Origin of the sequence: Agromyces sp. H17E-10 (assembly GCF_022919715.1) — a bacterium.
GTDB lineage: Bacteria > Actinomycetota > Actinomycetes > Actinomycetales > Microbacteriaceae > Agromyces.
Window position 1 is genome coordinate 1,439,312 of the sequence record NZ_CP095042.1, and the last position, 21,106, is coordinate 1,460,417.

The following is a 21,106-nucleotide window of genomic DNA, read 5'->3' on the forward strand; positions in this document are numbered from 1 at the left end:
TGCCGCGCAGGGTCAGCCGCAACTGCGGGCGGCGAAGGCGACCTCGAGCGGACTGGGGGGCGAGGCATCCGAAGCGGGCGCTGCCCCCGCAGCGGTGGCGGTGACGGTCGCGGTGCCGGCCGGCAGGGTCGGGAGGCGGGTCGAGAAGCTCGCGCTGCCCGCGTCACCCGCGGCGAGCGCGTCGAGCCGCTTCGCGCCGTAGGCCGTCTCGATGCGCACGTCCACGGCACCGGTCGTGTCGCGCGTCTCGTTCGTCACCGTGACGACGAGCACCGCCCGACCCGCTGCGCAGCGGGTCGAGGCGACCGCCGACACGTCGATCGGGCTCGCGACGGGCTGCGGTGCGACGCTCGTGAGCGTCGGCCGCACCGTCTGGAACAACCCGTCGGCGCCGATCTCGAGCCGGTCGATCGTCGTCTCGCGGTGGGTGCCGTCGCCGTTCGGCATCGCGAACCGGTGATAGGCGATGAACCAGTCGTCGGTGCCGGGCACGTTGACGATCGAGCTGTGCCCCGTGCCCTTGATGCCGAGCGAGAGGTCCTTCTGCAGGATCACCCCGCGGTACGTCCACGGGCCGTCGACGCTCGTCGAGGTCGCGTAGCCGACGCGGTAGTTCTCCGACCCGGTGTCGTCGATCGAGTACGTCAGGTGGTAGACCCCGTCGCGGTAGTTCACGAACGAGCCCTCGCGGAACGAGGTCAGTCCGCTGATCCTCGCGATCGTGCCGGGCTTGAGCGACGTCATGTCGTCGCCGAGCTCCGCATAGACGGGGCTGCCGTTGCCCCAGAACAGGTAGTACCTGCCCGTGACGGGGTCGAGGAAGGCGGCCGGGTCGATGGCCTGCCCCGACGCGACGGCCTCGTTGTTCAGGATCATCGCGTTCGGCTGCGCCGTGAACGGCCCCTCGGGGTCGTCGGCGACGGCGACGCCGATCGTCTTGCGATTCAGCGCCGTGTTGTGACCGCTGAAGTAGAAGTAGTACTTGCCGCCGCGTTCGATGATGGTCGGCGCCCACGCGTTGCCGCTCGCCCACGGGACGTCGCCGGCGGTGCCGTCGAGCGTCAGGATCGGGTCGGCGGACCGGGTCCAGCTCACGAGGTCCGCCGATTTCCACACGAAGAAGTCCTTGCCGCCCCAGCCGGGCGTGCCGTCGGTGGTGGCGTAGAGGTAATAGGTGTCACCGAACACGGCGATGTTCGGGTCGGCGTAGAGGCCGGGCAGCACCGGGCTGTTCATGACCTGCGCCGAGACGGTCCAGGTCGCGGTCGCTCCTGCCTCGTCGGTGAGGGTGTAGGTCACCGGCGACGACAGGTCCACCGTCGTTCCCGAGGCCGGCGCCACGGTCACGCCCGTCGCGGCGCCGAAGGTCGGTGCGAGCGCGGACACGTCGGTGCCGGGCTTCACCGGCAGGATCGCGGTGTGCGTCGCGCCGTTCACGATCGGCGCGATCTTCAGCACGGCCGGGTCGACGAGCGACACCTCGGTGAGCTGGTCGGTCGCCCCGGCGATCGTGAGCACCTCCGACGCGCTGAGCGCCCGGTCGAACACCTGCACGTCGTCGAAGGAGCCCGCGAAGTACGCGTCGGCGGCGTACAGCGACTTGCCGAGATAGCCGACGAGGTCGGTGCCGAGGGCCGACACCGTCGCCGAGAGCGCGGGGTTCTCGCCGAGCTTCGCGCCGTCGACGTAGACCGTCATCTTCGTCCCGTCGAACACCAGGTCGTAGTGATGCCAGGCTCCGCTCGCGACCGTGCCGGTCACGGCCGATTCGTTCTGCCACGACGCCTCGGTGATGGCGTTGCGCACCTCGCCGCCGCGGACGCGGAGGAACGAGTACCGGGTCGTGTCCGCGCCGAACGCGAAGGTGAAGAAGTTGCCGCTCGACTTCTCGCTCTTCACGTCCATCGACACCGTCATGGCGTCGCGCCCGTCGAAGAAGCCGCGTGGGAACTCCGCGAAGCCGTTCGCCGTGCCGTCGACGTGCAGCACGCCGCCGCGCTCGGGGTCTGCCACGACGGCGGCGGTGCCGGACGCCGTCAGGTCGGTCGAGCCGACCGCGTCCCGGAGGGTGCCGTCATCGAAGGGGTACGAGACGATCGGCTGCGGGGCAGCCGACTCGTCGGCGGCCGCGGGCAGGGAGGCCCCGAGCGTCGAGGCCAGCACGGCTCCGACGACGACGGATGCCGCGGCGCTTCGTCGTGCTCTCCTGGTGCGCATCATCGTGTGCTCCTCATTCATCCGCAGGTGCGGGCGGCGTAGTCGGCCGCGTAGGTGGTCGTGAGGGTCGGTCCGCCGGTCGTCGTGGTGACCGTCGCGGTGAGCCGGCCGGCGTCGAGCTCGGCCGTGCGCGTGCTGAACGGAGTCGACGCGGTCTTGCCTGCGGCCAGTGCGAGCTGCTTCGTGCCGTACGAGGACTCGACCAGCACGTCGACCTGCGCCTCACCGGTGTTCGCGAGTGCGGCGACGAGCGTCACCTTGCCCGCGACGCACCTGGTCTGGGCGCTGACGGTGAACTCGGGCTCGGCGGCCGCCTCGACCACGACCTTCGCGGTCACCGTGCGGTTCGCCGCTGCGAGCCACTCGGTGTCGGCCATGTCGAGGATCGGACTGCCGTCCTGGCGGAAGTAGACCATGCGGACGCCGGCATCACGGGACCCGTTCTGCGTCGCCTTCGCGTGGAACACGTTGAGCAGGTTGCCGTCGTCGTCGTAGGTGTACGAGTTGTGGCCCGGTCCCCAGTTGTTCGCGGTCGGGCCCTCGTAGCTCCAGATCGGGTAGTCGCGAACGGTCCACGACGCGGCGTCGAGCAGGTCGGCGCCCGACTGCGCGGTCGCGAGACCGACGCTGTAGGTCCAGTCGACGCCGGAGCCTGAGAAGGTGATCATGACCTTGCCGTCGCGCTGGATCACGAACGGGCCCTCGACGACCTCGGTCGTGTTGTCCGACCAGCCCCGGTCGGGGTAGACGATCGTGGAGCGTTCGCCCACGAGTTGCCACGGGCCCGTCGTCGACGGCGCGACCTCCGCGATCTTCAGCACGGCCGGACCGGTGCCGGTCGACGGCACGTTCCGTTCCGACCAGACGACGTAGTCGGTGCCGTCGTCCTCGAAGTGGGTCATGTCGAGGGTGATGCCCGTGCCGTAGGCGGTCAGCGGCAGGCCGTCGGCGTCGACCACGCGTTGCGGCGCCTCCCAGTCGGCGCGCACGCGCGGGTCGCCGCCCGACCTCAGGTGCATCGTGTACGACTGCACCCCGTTCCAGGCGTTCACGTTCTCGGCGTTCGCCGCGAACAGCAGGTACAGCTCGCCGTCGACGACGTGCAGTTCTGGTGCCCACAGCTGCGAGCCGACGGGTGCCGTGCCCGACAGGCCGATGCCGAGGATCCGGGTGTCGGCCGCGGTCGCGAGGCCGGCGATCGTGTCGGCGCTGCGGATGAAGAACTCGTCCTGCCCGTTGTCGTCGGTGGAGATGAACAGCCAGGTCTTGTCGCCGTTCGGCAGCGTGTAGCGGAGCATGTGCGGGTCGGCGCGACGGCTGGCGAGCGGGTAGACGGCGTCGGTGCGCTGCAGCGTGCCGGTCGCCGTGTACTCGCCGGGGGTCGTGGTGTCGACGGCCGAGGTGTCCCAGTCGACGCGGAAGTCGTGGGTGCCGCCGTCGGAGTAGTCGGCCGTGACGGCCTCTGGCAGTTCGAGCTCTGCACCGGCTTCGACCGTGACCGGGTCGAGTGCCTGCAGGCCGGTGTTGTGCACCCGGCCGAGCAGGCCGGCGGCCGACTCGGCCTCGCCGGCCGTGAGCGGGATGATCGAGGCGGGCTCGGCGTAGGCGACGCCGATGGTGCCGGTGCGGCCCGACGGCTGCTGGCCGGCGCCCTCGTAGTCGACCGAGCCGAAGTCGTCGGTCGTGCCCGTGAGCGCCGAGCCCGTCGGCCCGGTCCAGACGACCCGATAGGTGGCGGCACGCGCGTCCCATTCGGCCGAGACCGCACCCGAGGTGCCCTGGCCCGGGAGGGCGAGGAGGTCGAGCTCGGTCCAGTGCACGAGGTCGGGCGAGGTGAAGACGAGCGCGCCGGAGGCGTCGGCGGTGCCGGCCGCGTCGACCCGGCGGGCGATCAGCCCGAAGCCCTCGTCGCTCTGCAGCCGGAAGAGGTACGGGTTCGCGAGGTAGCGCTTGGTGCCGTTCTTGGTCTCGGTCATGCCGGTGACCTCGGGGAACACGACACCGGCGCCCGAGTTCAGCGCGGTGTACGCGGCTCCGTCGGCGCTCAGTGCGAGGTGCGCGGTGCGCGTCACCTCGGGGTCGTCCCCGCCGCGGGTGTTCTTCGAGGTCGTGTACGAGGCGATGCGCTGCGCCTGCGCCTCGGCGATGCGCACGTCGAACCGCGCGGTCGCGGTGTCGGGTGCGGTGCCGACGACGGCCTCGAGCGTGGCGTCGACCAGGCCCGACTCAGGGGCCGAGGCGATCGCACCGTGATCGATCGCCCCCGCGCCCGACACGTGGGTCCAGGCCACGGGCAGTCCGAGCGCGGTGGTCGGCAGGGCGTAGCCGGGTTCGAGCACCGATGGCAGCACGAGCACCGACGCCGCGTGCTGCGCGGCCTCTGCAGGCGTCGGCGCGGCGAGCACGGTCGCGGTGAACTGCCGGGTCGCGGTCTTGCCGCGCACGGTCGCGGTGGCCGTCAGGGTGACCTCCGTGTCGGATGCGGGTCGCGTGACCTTCCCGTCGGCGCCGACGATTCCCGCAGGCGACGACGACCACGTCACGCCTCCGCTCGTGGGCAGCACGAGATCGGTCTCCACGGCCGAGAGGTCCTGTGCGTTCACCGCGGCCAGGTCGACGGCCGCCACGACCTCGCCCCCGACCGTGGTCGCGTCGGCGTCGGCCACGGCGGTCAGTTCGCCGGCCGTGAGCGCCTCGTCGTACACGCGGAACGACGAGACCCCGCCCTGGTAGAGCGAGTCGCCGCTGTAGGCGCTCTTGCCGAGGAGGTTCATGGTGTGCGTCGTGAGGTCGCTGAGGTTCGTCGTCGAGTTCGCCTTCTCGGCCACGAGCACCCCGTCGATGTACATCCGCATCGTGGAGGTCGCGCCGTCGGCGTTCTTCGCGATCGTCGCGGCCACCGACTGCCACCGACCCTCGACGAGCTTCGTCGCCGAGGTCACCGTCTGCTCGGCGGTGTAGTTCGTCTTCGAGATCGCGAGGCGCGGCGTGACGGGCTGGATGAAGAACTGCCCGGTCGCCGCGTTGCCCGACCCGCCGATGTTCCAGAGGAACTTCGCACCGCTCAGCGCGGTCGGGTTCGTCTCGACGACGATCGTCGCCGCGGACTCGCCCTGCAGCAGTCCGTCGGGCAGCTTCACGTGGTTCGAGCCGTTGAGCTGCATGAAGCCGCCGCGCCAGGCCTCGCCGCCGACCACCGTGCCGTCGTGCCCGGTGCCCGAGAGGTCGTGCACGACCGTGCCAGAGGTCTCCGAGAAGTCGTACGACGCGAGCAGCGAACCGGGCGTGATCGCAATCGCCGCGCCCGGCCCCGCGAGTGCGAGGCCGCCCGCCGCGAGTACCGCGGCCGTCGCACCCGCGACCCACCGCCGCGTGCGACGCGCGACGGGTTCCCTCCGAAGCAGTGACTCCCGAACCATCCGACTTCCCTCCAGTGCATGTCGCACGCCGACGAGGCGTGCAGGACGAGCGCCACGAGGCATCCCTTCGGCCTCTGGCGGTGGTGCGTGTTCGAACGGCGGCGCGTCTGCGCGTCGCCTATGCGGCGGTGACCGACCCTCCCCCGGTCGCGTTCCTGCGGCCCTCCTCGCGGGCCGTGGCGAGCATCGTCTCGAGGCGGCGCTTCGAGCGCCCCCGGCGCCAGACGAGCGCCAGGATGAGGAGTGCGAGCCCGGCGAGCACGAGCAGCTGGGGCCAGGGCATCGCCCAGACGAAGAGCGAGGTCGAGCTCGGCGCGACCTCGCCCGTGCCACCGTCGGCGGTCGACGCGGTCGGCGAGACGACGATCTCGCCGGGGAACGCGAAGAGCGGCCAGACGCGGTCCGCCTCGACGGTGAAGACGTGGCTCTCGCCCGGCAGGATGTCCTGCGGGTGGTCCGTCGTCGCGGGGAAGGCGACGTCGCGTCCGGCGATGTCGACGAGGCCACCGACCGAGAGTCGAGTGTTGCCCTCGTTCACGACCTCGAACGAGACGGTGAGGTCGCCGGGGCGCAGGGGGTTCCATGACGTGCGGTAGTCGGCACCGACCTGCCGCACCGAGAAGGCGGGAGCGAGCTCACCGGTCACCCGCGTCATGACGCGGAAACCGACACGGCTCTCGACGCCGACCGATGCCCCGTCGCCCGACTGCGTCGACATCACCGAGGCGGCGATGCCGGCGGCGTGGTCGCCCGGCTCGGCGTTCTCGGGCACGGCGACGGTGAACGGCACGACGACCGTGCCGCCGGCCGGCACCGTCACCGACTCGGGCAGCGAGATCCACGTGCCCGAGTCGACCGACTCCTGCCCGGAGGGCAGCATGTCGAAGCGACCGTTGTCGTTGTAGAAGCCGTCGGCGGCGGACAGCGCGAAGGTGACCTCTTCGCCGCCGACGTTGCGCACGGCGAAGAAGTCGTCGACGCTCGCGCCCGCGTCGATCTCGTGCTCGACCGAGAAGCGGCCGTCGGGTCCGGATGCGTCGGCCGGGCTGACCGACCACGACACCGGTGCGGACTCTTCGGCCGCGGCGGGACCCGAGGTCGCGAGCACGCCGCCGACGCCGACCGCGATGACGGCGGCGACGGCGGCGAGCGCGCGGTGAAGACGAGACCGGTTCACGTGCTCAGAGCGCGTCTTCGAAGAGCGACAGGGTCAGGGTCGACGTGTACGCGCCGGGCGCGACGTCGACCGGGGTCTTCAGCACGAGGTCGGCGTTCGCCGTCCACTGGCCGGTGGTGGCGGCGCTCTGCGAGTCGGTCAGGTTGAGGGCGAGCAGCTCCTCGCCGACGAGGCCCACGTTGTTCGGCCCGGTCGGGTCGAGCGAGGTGTCGACCGCCGGGCCCTCGACGACGTCATCGCCGTTGGCGGGGTCGACCAGCGCGGGCGACCAGCCGAGGTGGTCGGCCGTGATGCCGGGCTGGCCGGCGGCGCCGACGAAGCTCGACGCCTGGCCGGTCACGTACCAGAAGACGCCCTCGGGCACGTCCGTGCGCGTGTCGGTGACCGTCACGTTCGGCAGCGTGCCGGTGAACTGACGGAACTCCGCGGTGGAGCCGGTCTCGGCCAGCGACGTCGCACTGCTGTCGACGGTCAGGCTGAGTGCGCCGTTCTCGACGGCGGCGATGTCGACGTTCACGTCGACGTCCGATCCGCTCGTGGGGTCGGGGTAGTCGGCGAACGCCGCGCTTCCGACGCCGACGAGCATCAGCCCGCCGAGCACGCCCGTTGCCGCGCGAAGTGCAGCACCTTTGCTCATCATCATCTCTCCAGTTCCTCGGTCGGCGTCCGCCGAACCGTTCCGTCGTCCAGCAGGGGGCTGGCACGTTCGAAGTGGGCTCAGGTCGCGACCGAGGGTCGGCGTCCTTGCCGGTTCACGGCCTGTCGAAGCCGTGGTTCGTCCCGAAATGTTAACGGGAACATTTCTAGCGTAGGGAGGGTGCTCGACGCCGTCAAGGCGCATCGCAACATTGCCGACGCGGTTCATGAGAGGGCCCTTCTCGCCCGGAATTCCGGGCATCTCAGCCACACTCCGCTGCGGCGAAGGCCACCGTGAACGGCGCGGGGGTCGCGCTCGACGACACGGTGATCGAGCCCGCACTGATCGAGGCCTGGCGCGTGGTGAAGACGACCGATCTCGTCTCCCCGGCGGCCAGCGCGATGGTCCGCTCGCCGAACGGCGTCGCGAGGTGCACGGAGTCCCCTGCCGACCCTCCGTCGGCGACCGTCACGACGAGTGCGACCTTGCCCGCGACGCACCGACTCGCCGTCGTGACCTGCACGGTCGACGGGGATGGTGCGACGACCACCCGCGCGGTCACGGTGCGATTCTCGGGCGCGACCTCCTGGTCGCTCGTGAGCGAGAGGTCGAGCATGCCGTTCGCGCGCACGTTCACCGACTTGAACCAGGTGTTGCGGTCAGGGTCGAACAGGCCGCCCGCGGCGCCGCTCACGTGCGGCTCGGGGTAGGGACGCGCATGGTAGGCGAGCACCAGATTGCCGGCCTCGTCGATCGCGACCGAGTTGTGCCCGGTGCCACCGTGACCCTCACCGCCGATCCGTCCGCCCGCGGTGTCATTCGTCGTGAGCACCGGGAACGGCACCTGCGTCCAGCTCGCGGGGTTCTGCAGGTCGGCTCCCTTGGCCGCACGCAGGAGGCCGAGGTCGTAGTACTTGTCGACCGTGCCGCCCGAGTAGGTGATGTAGGTGAAGTCGCCGTACTCGAACATGAACGGCGCCTCGACGATGCCCTGGTCGCCGCCCTCGTTCGTGTCGGAGGGGGTCGGCGCCTGCTTGCCGTACTCCCACGGCTGCGACAGCGCGTACACCTGGGTCATCGCCCCGTCGACGAGCGGCACCGTGCCCTCGGGGCCCATCTTCGCCTTCGAGATGAACAGCTTCGCCGCGTTCGGCATGATCCAGTAGCCCTGCGTGGCGCCGTTCTCCTCGCGCTCGAGGTACGACACGTCGAAGGCCGCGCCCTCGAGCACGGTCGGCTCGCCCCAGTTGGCGGGGTCCACGAGGCCGCCCGCGCGCAGCGACTCGTCCGAGCCGACGTACGGGATGAGCACCGTGTTGTCGCACCATCCGCCCGTGGGCGCGTAGCCGCGGTTCATGCCGGCGACGATCCACCAGGTGCCGTTGATCTTGTGGAACTCCTGCGCCCAGATGTAGCCGCCCCACCCATAGAACGTGTTCGGGTACTGGGCCTCGTGGCCGGGCGTGCCGGCGTCCGGGTCGATGACGATCTGCTCGGGCGCGTCCTTCAGGCCGTCGATCGTCTTGGCCCGCTTCAGCCCGATCTTGCGGTAGGCGTTGCGGTCGACCAGGTCGCTGTCGGGGGCGGTGGAGGGAATCGAGTAGTGCGAGCCGGTGAGGTACCAGTAGCCGTCGTCCTCGTTGAAGAACAGGTCGGGATCGGCGCGCGCGTCGCTGACCATCTCCTCCGGGGTCTGCTGCACGGTGCCGGTGACCTCGACCTCCCCCGCCTCGGTGGTGTCGATCGCGGCGATCTCTTCCGCGTCCCAGGTGACGGCGAGGTCCTTCGTCGAACCGTCGTTGTACTGCATCGTCACGGTCGCGGGCAGGTCGGCCGCGGTGAGGTCGGCACCGTGCTCGACCTCGGTCGGCGGGAGGTCGGCGACGCCGGTGTTGCGTAGGTCGACGTAGCCCGTGTAGAAGGCGTCGAACTCCGACTCCGACATCGAGAACGTGCTCGCCTGCGACTGCGCCGCGAACGACGACAGCCCGTCGCCGTCGACGCCGAGCCGGCGTTCGTCGGCGCGGGTCGCCTCCGACGGGGTCGAGCTCCCGGTCAGTCCGGCGAGGGTCGCGACGCGGCCCTCGCCCGTCGCGAGGTCGTTCCAGAACACCTTGTACGAACCGGATGCCGCGTCGAAGACGACGGCGGGGTCGCTGACGATCGAGCCGTCGGCGGCGACCTTCACGGTGCGCTGGTTGCGGAAGGTGACGCCGTCGGGGCTGTCCCACACGAAGATCGAGTCGGTGCGGTTGTTCTGCGCGGCGACGGCGCCGAGCTTGCCGTCGGCGAAGCGCACGAGCGTCGGCGAGCCGATCTGCTGGTCGGGCTGCGCGCCCTGCGAACCGTTCCATCTGGCGTAGAGGATCGCCTGTGCGCGGTTCAGCGGCTCCCAGTCGCTCGACCCGGCCGGGCGTGCGGCGACGTACAGGGCGTCGGCGCGGCGGTCGTCGTCGTAGGCGAGCGGGTCGTCCTTCACGCCGTCGGTCGTGGTGACCTTCTTGACGTACGAGGCGATCTCGCCGCCCTCGTCGAGGATCTGCACCTCGGCGGTGACCGGGGCGTCCACGCCCTCGATCGCGGCCGTCACGGTCGCCGCCACGGGGCCGTCCTCGGGCCGGGTGATCGTGCCGTCGGCCGCGACGAGCGAGGCGCCCGGGCCCGACGCCGACCACGTCACGGCAGCGCCCAGCACGGACGCGGGCAGGTCGCCGGTCACGCGCGCCGGGATGGCGAGGGCGGCAGCGGGGTCGGAGCGGGCGGGTTCGACGCCGAGCTCGCCCGGGGTGAGCGCCCGGTCGTAGACCCTCACGTTGTCGAGCAGGCCCGCGAAGTACTCGCCGCCGCCCCAGTTCGCCTTACCGAGCTGGAGCACGCCGCCGCCGGCGCCGAGGATCGTCGAGAGCGTCTTGCCCGTCGTGTTCGTCGCGACGAGCCGCTGGTCGACGAACAGCCTCGCGGTGGAGCCCGAGAGCACGAGGTCGACGTGCTTCCAACCGGTGTTCGCGACGGTGGCGACGAGGTTGCCGCTCGTGTCGCGGCTGCCGGCGTTGTCGTACCGCTCGACGGTGATGCCCGTCGTCTTGTCGAGCAGCCCGAGGTAGTGCTCCTGCTGGTACGTCTGGGTCGCGGTGCTGCGCGCCGCGAAGATCGACCAGCCCGTGTTGCCAGTGGCGTCGGGCTTGCTGTCGTACGAGATCGTGACCTCGTCGCGCCCCGCGAGGAGCGGCGTGCCGTCGTTCTTCACGGCGTTCAGCCAGAAGCCGCTGCCGAGCTTCGCGGCCTTGCCGGTCGGCCCGTCGACGAGGGTCGCGGTGCCCTGCACGGTCGCGCGGGCGGCACCGCCGTCGAAGCTCGTCGTGCCCGATTCGAAGGTGAAGTCGGCCAGCAGCGCGGCGTCGGTGTCGGCCGCCGTGGCCGGGTCGGTGGCCGGCGTGATGAGGCTCGCGCACAGCACGGCGGCCGCGGCACCCCACACGAGTCGCCTGGTTCGTTGCATGTCGTCTGCTCCTTCTGATCAGCCGCAGCTGAGGGCTGGATAGTCGGCCTCGACTGCCGTCGTGGCCTGCGCGCCGTCGACCGTTCCGGTCGCCGTGACGGTCGCGGCGCCGGCGTCGATCGAGGCCGAACGCGTCGCGAGTGTCTTCGAGACCGTCTTTCCGGGCGCGACGCTCGCGGTCGCGTCACCGAAGGTGGAGGTCACGGCGAGCACGACCGGCACGGTGTCGGCGTTGGTGGTCTTCACGACCACGACGACCTTGCCGGCTGCGCAGCGGGCGCTCGCCTGGGCCGTGACGTCGAGCGACGGCCCCGCGCGGACGATCTGCAGCGTGTACGTGACGCTCGTCGTGTGATCCTGCGCGAATGTCTTCACCGAGACCGCGGTGGGTCCGTCGGCGGCGAGCGCGACCGTGCGCGGCTCGGCGTCGTCGATGAGCACGCCGTCGACGTAGACGAGTCCGCTCGGGGTCGCCGGGTCGATATCGATCGTCGCGGTCGTCGCGTCGATCGGCACCGTCGCCGTGTACTCGTGGATGCCGTCGGCGAGCGCGGGCGACAGGGTGCCGTCGGCGACGTCGAGCTTCGACAGTTCGGCATCGGTCGCGTAGTGGTCCGACGACGACGTGAAGAGCCCGAACAGCCCGCCGACGTAGCTCGTGCCGTTGCTCTGGAAGCGCACCGTGACGACGGGGATCCGCTCGCCGGCGGCATCGAGCACGTACTGCCCAGACTGGTCGCGCTTGTAGCTGTCCTTCGCGTCGATGCCGTCGATGATCGCCTGCGGGATGCGGTCGTACTGGATGTACCAGCTCGTCGCCCCGTTCGCGTTCGTCAAGGTCTCGTGCTTCAGCAGCACGTCGTTGAGGTACACGTCGAACGTGCGCCCGTTGTCGCCGCCGTAGTACCTGGCGCCGAGGTGGTTCGCCGGCAGCGAGGGGTCGACGATCATGTCGTACTGGAAGTACGCACCCGCGGCCGGCGGTGCGTGCCTGAAGCTCTGGCCGTTGAAGACGCCGACGGTCGAGTTCGAGTATTCGACGTTCTTGTCGGCCTCGCTGTTGTTGTCGTCGAAGCTCGTCAGCGAGTCGATCGTGGTCTCGTCGACGCGCAACTGCTGCTTCTGCTTGAGGATGAGCGCCTGCGCCTCGGGCGAGTCGGGCTCCACGAGCGTCAGGTACGTCGCATAGCGGGCGTCGTAGAGGCTGTAGTACGGCTCGAAGGTCAGGGCGGCCGACGCCTGGTCGACCCCGTGCAGCTTGAACCGCATGGTGGTCAGCCCGTTCGCGTTCACGCCGTCGGCGATGCGCTCGATGTTCGTCGTCGCCGCGGCCTTCCACGCGTCGGCGTCGGCGACGACGACGTTCGAGTTCACCGACTTGTCGGCGACGCTCATCTGCACGAGCACGCCCGCGGTGTAGCTCGCGTTCACGTTCGTGCGGTTGAGCTCGGTCGCGAGCAGGACGGGTCCGTACGCGAAGGCGACCCAGTTCGGGTTCTCGGTGCCGTCGACGACGCGCACCTCGGCGGGCAGCGTGTAGACGATCTCGTCGCCGTCGGCCACGGGCAGCGTGATGAACCCGTCGGCCGTCAGCGCTGCGGCATCCACCTGCTCGCCGTTGACGGTGAGCGACGGCGGCGAGGCGACCCAGCCGGGCACGCGCAGCTTCAGTTCGGTGCCGTCCGAGACGGCGCCGCCGTCGAGGCCCGACACCGTGAAGTGCACGTCGGGGCTCTCGGGCACGTCGGCCGTCTGCACGAGGCGCAGATTGTGCGCAGCCGATCGCAGCTCCGAGCTGCGGAACTGCGTCACGTAGACCGCATCGGGCTCCGTGAAGTAGATCGAGTCGCCGAGCTTCGTGAAGCTCTCGATGCCCGTGCCGTGGTCGCACCAGAACTGGTCGAGCCGCGTGCCGAACACCTTGGCGTAGCCCGCGGTCTGGGGCTGGAAGTAGGTGACCATGCCCGTCTCGGGGTTCTGCGACGCGAGGATCGTGTTGATGAACGTCGACTCGTGGTAGTCGGCGTACTTCACGTCCTTCGTCACCTGGAACAGCAGGCGGCTGAGCTTCAGCATGTTGTACTCGTTGCAGCCCTCGGCCGTCGAGTTCTCGCCGTAGCCCGACGTGACGCCGTTCGTGGCGAACGCGTAGAGGGTGTCGGCGCCGTGGAAATGCTCCGACTGGCTGTTCGCGCCGTTCGCGTAGGTGTGGTCGCGGATCACGATCGTCCAGAAGTTCTCGGCGGCCTGGCGATACATCGGCAGCGCGTCGCGTTCGGCCTGGCTGAGCGTCGCGTACAGCTCGGGGTCGTCCATGAAGACCGTGTACCGCTTGAGGGCCCCGACGAGCTTCGGGATCGTGGTGTTGGCGTGCTTGCCGTTGAGCACGTCCTGCCCGGCGGCGAGCTGCTGGAAGAGCGTCGTCTCGTCGAAGTACTCGGCCGCACGCTTGTGCACCGGGCTCTTCGTGATGCTGTAGAGCTCGTACAGGGCCTCGTTCATGCCGCCGTACTCGGTCGAGAGGATCGAGGCCGGGTTCGAGAGCGACGCCGCGTAGTTCTTCACCCAGGTGCCGAAGCCGGATGCGACGGTCAACGCGTCGGCCGAGACGTCGGCGGGCGCGTACTGGTGGGCGTCGAGCAGCCCGGCGAGCACCTTGTGCAGGTTGTAGAACGGCACGAGCAGGCCGTCCTTGCCGTTCGGCAGCGCGCTCAGCGCGAAGGGCGCCACGAAGCCGGCGCTCGACGGGTTGGCGGCGGCCCACGCCTCTTGGCAGCGCTTGAGCCCCTCGACGCCCGCGGTGAGCTTCGCGAGCAGTTGCGCCTTCACCTCGGCGTCGGTCGTGGTGGCGTACGCCTGCGCGAGGGCCGAGAGGTAGTGGCCGAAGAAGTGGCCCTGGAACCGGGTGCCGCTCGAGCGCTCCCATCCGCCGTAGCCGCTCGACGTGGTCGGGGTGAGTCCCGCCTGCACGTACCACGAGTAGAGGAACTTCTCGGGGTCGAGGCTCAGCAGGTAGTCGATCGTCTTCTCGTTGGCATTCTCGAGGTAGTCGTCGGCGATCGTCACGTGCTCGAGACCCGCCTCGGCGAGATACTGCGTGGATGCCTCGCCCTCGGGCTGCACGACGACGTCGAAGCCGCGCGTCACGACCTCGCTGCCGCCGTAGCTCGCGCTCGCGGTGAGGTGCACGGTCGCGGGCGCCTCGGTCGGGCGGGTCACGTGCGCGGTGCCGCCGTCGATCGCGATCACTCCCTCGTCGTCGCTCGTCCAGCCGATCTCGCTGCCGCCGGCGCCCGAGGTGGGCACGACGAAGTCGACGACGGCGGTCGGCTGCACCGTGATCGCGTCGAGGTCGGCCTGCGCGACCGAGGCCGGGTCGAAGCCGGGGTCGTTGCGCTGGGTGAGGGCGACGACCTCCTCGACGGTCGCGACGCCGTTGTAGAGCGCGTAGTCGTCGAGCAGGCCCTTGAGGTGCGAGCCGTTGTAGTTCGGCCCGTTGTAGCCGATCGTCTTGGTGCTCGTGGCCTCGGAGCCGAGCACACCGCTCGCGGTGGCGCTCACCGGGTACTTGACGGTCGAGGCCTGGCGCACACCGTTGCGGTAGAACGCGATGGCCTTGGTCGTGTGGTCGTACGTCGCGACGACGTGCGTCCACTTGCCCGCCGGGAAGAACGTCGAGCGGGTGGCGTCGACGGCGACCTTGTACGGCTGACCGGTCGACGGGCCGATCGAGAGCGCGAGCGGCACGCCGTCGTTCTCGCTCGTGAGGTACCAGCCGTCGGAGTTGTAGACGGTCTTCGACCACGCGAACACCTGCTCGCCGGTCATCGTCGCGCTCGGGTTGAACCAGAACGAGACGGTGAGGTCCTGCGGCTGCAGGGCGGCGGCGGTGCCGAGCTTCAGCGCGGTCGAGCCGTCGAACGAGAACGCCTGGCCGTCGATGCCGGCGCCGTACGCGGCGGTGCCCTTCTGCAGGCCGACCGGCGCGGCGTTGCCGCTCGTGTCGGCGAGGTCGCCGTCGAACGGCAGCTCGAGCACCGTGGATGCCTCGATGCCGAGTTCATCCCCGGTCACCGCGACCGCCGGGGCGGTCGTGCAGACGAGCCCGGCGAGCATCGTCGCGGCTGCGGCGACGGCCGTGGTGCGCAGGGTCTTCGTGAAGCGCTTCATCGCGTCATCCCCTTCGGTCAGCCGCAGACGCGGGCGTCGTAGGCGGCCGTCTTCGCACCCGACTCGGTCGCGGCCTGCACGGCGCCCGCCGGGGTCGAGGCGAGTCGCGAGCTGAAGGTCTGGTTCGCCGTCTTGCCGGCCGCGAGCTGCACGGTCTTCGAGCCGTAGGCGGTCGAGACCGCGACCTCTTCCGCCTCGTCGCCGGTGTTCGCGACCGTGGTCACGAGCACGACCTTGCCGGCGACGCAGCGGGTCGCCGCCTGCACGGTGAGCGCCGGCTCTGCCGGGTCGGCGACCACGACGACCGTCGCGGTGACCGTGACCGCCGCGCTCGGCGAGAGCACCCGGTTCGGTGCGTTCCAGGCGTTCGAACCGCCGTCGCCCGCCCAGGTGTCGAGGTTCGCGCTGTAGGTGCTGACGGTGCCGGTGACGGGGTAGCTGCCGGGGGTGGCGAGGTCGACCCCGTCGGTGCTCCACGCGACGGGCCGGGCCGCCGTACCGCGGTCGTAGGCGAGCACGACGTCGGCGGTCGGCGGCAGTGCGGCGGCGAGGTCGGCGGCGTCGCCACCCGCGACGACCGACACCGAGCCGAGCGCCGTCGTGACCGCCTGCCGCGAATCGGCCGCGCGCACCGTGTCGTACTGTGCCTTGGTGAGCGAGACGACGCCGCCGTGCTTGGTGCTCGGCGCCATGAAGAAGCCCGGGTCGGTGAGTTGGGTCCACCCCGCGTCGAGGTTCGTCGTGCTCATCGGCCGGTAACCGGTCGAGGGGATCACGTCGACGTACAGGTACCAGCGGTCCTCGCTGTGGCTCTTGAAGACGGCGGGGCCTTCGACGCCGCCCGCGTTGCCGCCGGCCCACACCGCACCGATCTTCGTCTGCAGCTGGGTCCACGTCGTGCCCGTCTCCCACCAGCGGTCGGCCGTGGTCGACTCCATGTAGATGCCCTTGCCGAGGCCGTTGTCCTTCGTGATGCGGTAGGTCGTGTCGCCGTCCTGGATCATCGTGGTGTCGATGGTGTTGGCACCGGCGTTCACGAACGAACCGCCGTAGGCGTACGTGTCCTGGCTGAAGTCGGTGGTCGCGCCCCAGAGCACCTGGTTGTAGCTCGAGCCGGTGTGCTCGGGGTTCTGGTAGAGGTTCGACGACCAGTACATGACGAACGCGCCGCGCCCGTCGGGGTAGTAGTCGTCGACCCAGGTCGCCTCGGGCGCCCACGCCATGCCGAGTTCGGCGACCTTCGCACCGCTCGCGTCGAGGGCGAGGTCGATGCTGTGCGGCGCACCCCAGTTCACGAGGTCGGTCGACTGCCAGACGTGCAGCTTGGTGCTGCCCTTCGAGCTCCAGTAGCACCAGCTCGTGCACGAGCCCGAGCCCCCGTCGCCGCCGAAGACGCGCAGGTCGGTGGCGATGATGTAGTAGACGCCGGTCTCGGGGTTGCGGGTGAGGTAGGGGTCGCGCACGCCGGTCGTGCCGAGCTGCGAGGCGAGGATCGGCTTGCCGCCGTTCAGCGGATCCCATTGCTCGGGGTCGTCGCCCCGCGAGACGTCGAGGTAGATCTTCTCGGCGTAGCCGGCCGAGTCCTCGATGAAGTGCACCATCAGGTACCCGTAGTCGTCGTCGGCCTCGGCCCGCGGGGCCACGGTCACCGGGATCTGCTTCGATGCGGTCACGCCCCGCACGGTGGCGGTCGCGGTCACGGTGCCGCTGAGCGCGGGCTCGCCCGGCGCGGGCTGCACCGCCTGCAGGGTCGTGCCGTTCGCACCGAGCGCGAGTCCGGCCGAGGCATCCGACCAGGTCAGGGATGCCGCGGCCGAGGTGGGCAGCAGCTTGGAGGAGTCGTCCATCGCGATGGGCTGGATCGCATCGACCGCGGCCTGTGCGGCCTGCTGGAAGGTCGCGGCATGCGCAGCGGCGTCGGTGTCGGCCACCGCAGCGACCTCGGCGCCGGCGAGCGCCCGGTCGTAGACGCGGAACGCCGACACCTCGCCCTTGTAGAAGGGGTCCGGCCAGGGCGAACGGCCGATGGCATTGACCGTCTGCGCCATGATCGACGCCGGTTCGAGGGCGGTCGTGGTCTGGCCGACCTTGACGCCGTCGATGTAGAACGCGAGCGTGTCGGCGGCCCCGTCGAGCACGGTGGTGACGCTGTACCAGCGGTCGGCCGCGAGCGACGCGGTGGCGCGCGCGTTCGCCTCGCCGGAGTTGCTCGACGTGGTGATCGCGGTGCGCGCCTTGTCGCGCATCGAGGCGAAGAAGTACGACGTGGTGCTGTCGCTGCCGATGTTCCACAGGAAGTTGAAGGTCGTGAGCATCGAAGCGTCGAACTTCGTCTCGACCGTGATCGTCGCCGACTGCTCGCCGGTGAGCAGTCCGTCGGGCAGGCGCACCCAGTCGGCGGTGGTGCTCGACTTGGCGCCGCCGGTGAGCTTCAGCGACGAGCCGGTCCAGAGCGCGTCGGTGCCGTTGACGACGGATGCCGCGCCCGCGGTCGCCCCGCCGCCGGCGGTGTTCGCCACGGTCGTGCCGGCGCTCTGGGTGAACAGGTACTCGGCGACGAGACCGTCACGTGGCGCGTCGGCGGCGACCGCGGATGCCGGTGGGCCGACCATCGCGGTCGCCGCGAGGGCGGCGCCGAGAGCTACGGCTGATGCGCGGAGCGCGCGGTGAACGGCGGAGTGCTTCGACATTGAGAGCTCCTGTGCCTACGACTTCGGTGGCGGGCTGAACCGGGAAGGAGTTCGGCGCTTGTTCCCGGTAACAGCAGAAGGTAGCACAGGCACGAGAAATCCCGCCAGACAATTTCGCGCACTTTCGCCGAATGACGAGATCCTTGGAATCTCAACGATGTGTCCGGTAACATTCAGCGCACGCGCCCCAGTGGCACGCTCCCCCACCTGTCAACGGCGACTGCAAGGAGCCCTCATGCGACCCACCGCCGAAACCTCTCCGCCGCGTTCTCGACGGCTCATCGCCGCCGGCCTCGCCGGTGCGCTCACCGCCGGGCTCTGCCTCGCGACACCCCTCTCGGCGACCGCCTCCGACGAGGCATCCGCAACGGCCGGGGCAGCCGCAGACCTGCCCGCCGTCACCGCCCACTACGACATGACCCACGCGGGCAGCCAGCTGCTCGACATCTCGGGCAACGGCCGCAACGCCACCCTCACGGGCCTCACCGACGCGTCGTTCGCCGACGCCGACGGCGACGCCGTGCTGCGCTTCAGGAAGGACGGCTACGCCGCCCTGCCGAAGGGGCTCGTCACCGGCACCGACAACGACTTCACGGTCGAGTACACCGTGCAGACCCAGACCGCGGCCAACCAGTTCGGTTGGGTGATCGGCGACGGCGTCGGCGCCTGGAACACCACCGCGCTCGGCAACCACATCTTCGTGAATCCGCGTTCGGGCGAGACGGCGTACGCCGGCGCGGTGCTCTCGGGCATCCGCGTGAAGACGGGCACGAGCAACGGCGAGGTGCGCCTGCCCAACGGCGGCGGCCTCAACCCGGGCTTCACGACGCTCACGATGGTGGGCAGCGGCAACACGCTCACGCTCTATCGCGACGGCGTGCAGATCTCGACCACCACGCACACGTACTCGCTCAGCTCGATCATCCCGAGCGGCACGACCCTCGGCTACCTCGGCCGCTCGCTGTACTCGCCCGACCCGCTGCTGCAGGCCGACGTCACCGACGTCAAGGTGTGGGACGTCGCCCTCAGCCAGGCGCAGCTCGCCGAGTCGATGCCCACGGCGGCCGCCAAGGCGGCGTCGACCGAGGCGCTGCTGCGGGCCGACCTGCTGCCGACGGTGCTCGGCGCGAACCCCTCGGCCGACCAGGTGTCGAAGAACCTGACGTTCCCGGCCTCGTCGAACGGGGTGGCGCTCACCTGGGCCTCCGAGAACACGGCGGTCATCTCGAACACGGGCGTCGTCTCGCGCACGATCACGACCGACACCCCGGTCACCGTGACGGCCACGACGGCGAGCGGCGCGGAGATCGTGTTCGAGTTCACGGTGTTCGCCCCGAACCCGTCGGCCGACCTCGACGCGATCACGCTCGCGTCGCGCACGACCGAGAACCTGCCGCTCATCACGACGGGCACGGTCGACGGCGCCGCGATCACCTGGACGAGCTCCGACCCCGCGCTCGTCACCCCGACCGACCCCGACTACGCGGCCCCCGCCGTGGGCTCGGCCGACCCGTTCGCCGGCGGCGGCATCGTCGACCGGCCCGCCTACGGCTCGGGCGACGAGCAGGTCACCCTCACCGCGCACGCCGTGCTCGGCGAGAACTCGGTCGAGCGGTCGTTCACGGTCACGGTCGCCGAGCGCACACGACAGGCACCCGATGCCGGGTACGCCGCCGCCTACTTCAAGAGCGACGGCGACGAGAAGATCTACCAGGCCGCGACCTCGGGCAACGACTTCTTCACCTTCTCGCCGGTCAACGGCGGCGCCGCGGTGATCACCTCGACGAGCGACACCACGGGCCTGCGCGACCCGTTCATCCTGCGCTCGCACGACGGCGACAAGTACTACCTGCTCGCCACCGACCTCTGCATCAGCTGCGGCACCGGCTGGGGCCCTGCCCAGTCGGCCGGCAGCCTCAAGATCGAGGTGTGGGAGTCGGTCGACCTCGTGCACTGGACCCGCACGAACGACGGCGACTCGGGCATCACCGTCAACCAGCCGGCCGCGGGCATGACCTGGGCGCCCGAGGCGTACTGGGACGACGAGCTGCAGTCGTACGTCGTGTTCTTCGCCTCGCGCCTCTACTCCGACGCGTCGCACACGAACGCCGACAAGCTCTACGCGCGGATGTTCCAGGTGCTGACCCGTGACTTCACGACGTTCACCGCCCCGCCGACGAGCTGGCAGGACACCGGGTACGCCCGCATCGACTCGACCGTCACGAAGATCGGCGACTACTACTACCGGTTCACGAAGAACGAGGAGAGCGGCGCGGCCGGCACTCTCGAGGCCGGCAAGGACATCTTCCTCGAGCGTTCGAAGGTGCTCACCGCGCCGACCACCTCGTCGGACTGGAACGCCGACCCCGCCACCACCTGGCAGCTCACCGACACCCGCATGACGAGCCTCGAGACCGGCCAGTCGGGCGAGGGGCCCGAGATCATCGAGCTCAACGAGGGCGACCCGAACAACGCCACCGGCGACGGCTACGTGTTCCTCGTCGACAATTACGGCGCCGGCGGCTACCGCGCGTTCGTGACGAGCGGTGACGCGATCGCCTCGAGCTCGCAGTCCGACCGGCTCTCGAAGCGCGCCGATTGGAACGTGCGGCCCGTCGGCGGCCTGCCCGCGAGCCCGCGGCACGGCGCCTTCGTGAGCGTGCCGCAGACGGTGCTCACCGCGATGCACGACTGGACCGGGATCACCGCCGTCGGCTCGACCACCGCACTCTCGGCCGACGGCCGCGAGGTCACCGCCGAGGTCTCCGCGGCCGACGGCGGCGAGGTCGCCGGCACGGTCACCTTCACGGGCGGCACGTGGAGCGAGACGGTCGCCCTCGACGACGCCTCGGCGAGCGCGACCGTTCCCGCCGGCGTCACGAGCGTGACCGCGGTGTACGACGGCTACGCCGACGGCCTCGTCGCGACGTCGACCTCGGCCGCCGTCGCCGTGACGGGCGACCTCGAGCTCTCCGCGACCACGACGACGCGCTGCGTCGCCGGCAAGGTGCAGCTCGTCGTGGCCGCGCACAACGGCGACACCCAGCGCGCCGACGTCGTGATCACCACCCCGTACGGCACGAAGGCGCTCTCGCTCGCGGCCGGCGCGACGACCTCGGCCGTCTTCTCGACCCGCGCCGCCTCGATCACCGCGGGCTCCCTCACCCTCACCGGCACCGGCTCCGGCGGAGCCGCGTTCGAGGGCACCTTCCCCACCCCCGCCGCGAACTGCGGCTGATCCTCGCCGCCGATGCGCCGCCCGGATGCCCGGCGATACGCCGCGGCATCCGGCCGGCC

The 21,106-nt window shown here is 70.5% G+C and carries 8 protein-coding genes; 1 reads left to right on the forward strand and 7 read right to left on the reverse strand.

The window, feature by feature from the left end; translation table 11 throughout:
• Positions 1-12: 12 nt before the first annotated feature.
• From MUN74_RS06520 to MUN74_RS06550, 7 genes are all read right to left on the reverse strand, one after another.
• Positions 13-2,220, reverse strand: coding sequence for a family 43 glycosylhydrolase (locus MUN74_RS06520; RefSeq protein ID WP_244855637.1), 2,208 nt, complete (start codon positions 2,218-2,220; stop codon positions 13-15).
• Between the two features lie 14 nt (positions 2,221-2,234).
• On the reverse strand, positions 2,235-5,636 hold the full coding sequence (locus MUN74_RS06525) for a family 43 glycosylhydrolase (RefSeq protein ID WP_244855638.1): 3,402 nt from the start codon (positions 5,634-5,636) through the stop codon (positions 2,235-2,237).
• A 118-nt stretch (positions 5,637-5,754) separates the two neighbouring features.
• Positions 5,755-6,813 carry a DUF916 domain-containing protein gene (locus MUN74_RS06530; RefSeq protein ID WP_244855639.1) on the reverse strand — a complete coding sequence of 353 codons (1,059 nt, stop codon included), beginning with the start codon at positions 6,811-6,813 and terminating at the stop codon, positions 5,755-5,757.
• A 4-nt stretch (positions 6,814-6,817) separates the two neighbouring features.
• The gene (locus tag MUN74_RS06535; RefSeq protein WP_244855640.1) at positions 6,818-7,456 is read right to left on the reverse strand and encodes a hypothetical protein; all 639 of its coding nucleotides are present in this window, start codon (positions 7,454-7,456) and stop codon (positions 6,818-6,820) included.
• Positions 7,457-7,712: 256 nt separating this feature from the next.
• On the reverse strand, positions 7,713-10,949 hold the full coding sequence (locus tag MUN74_RS06540) for a LamG-like jellyroll fold domain-containing protein (protein ID WP_244855641.1): 3,237 nt from the start codon (positions 10,947-10,949) through the stop codon (positions 7,713-7,715).
• Between the two features lie 18 nt (positions 10,950-10,967).
• Complete coding sequence (locus MUN74_RS06545; RefSeq protein ID WP_244855642.1) at positions 10,968-15,119, reverse strand: beta-L-arabinofuranosidase domain-containing protein; 4,152 nt, start codon at positions 15,117-15,119, stop codon at positions 10,968-10,970.
• Between the two features lie 17 nt (positions 15,120-15,136).
• Entirely contained in the window at positions 15,137-17,809 is a 2,673-nt protein-coding gene (locus MUN74_RS06550) for a LamG-like jellyroll fold domain-containing protein (RefSeq protein WP_244855643.1), read from the reverse strand.
• Between the two features lie 235 nt (positions 17,810-18,044).
• Here MUN74_RS06550 and MUN74_RS06555 point away from each other — a divergent pair, with 235 nt between their 5' ends.
• Positions 18,045-21,047: an immunoglobulin-like domain-containing protein gene (locus MUN74_RS06555; RefSeq protein ID WP_244855644.1), complete on the forward strand. Its 3,003-nt coding sequence runs from the start codon at positions 18,045-18,047 to the stop codon at positions 21,045-21,047.
• Positions 21,048-21,106: the final 59 nt, after the last annotated feature.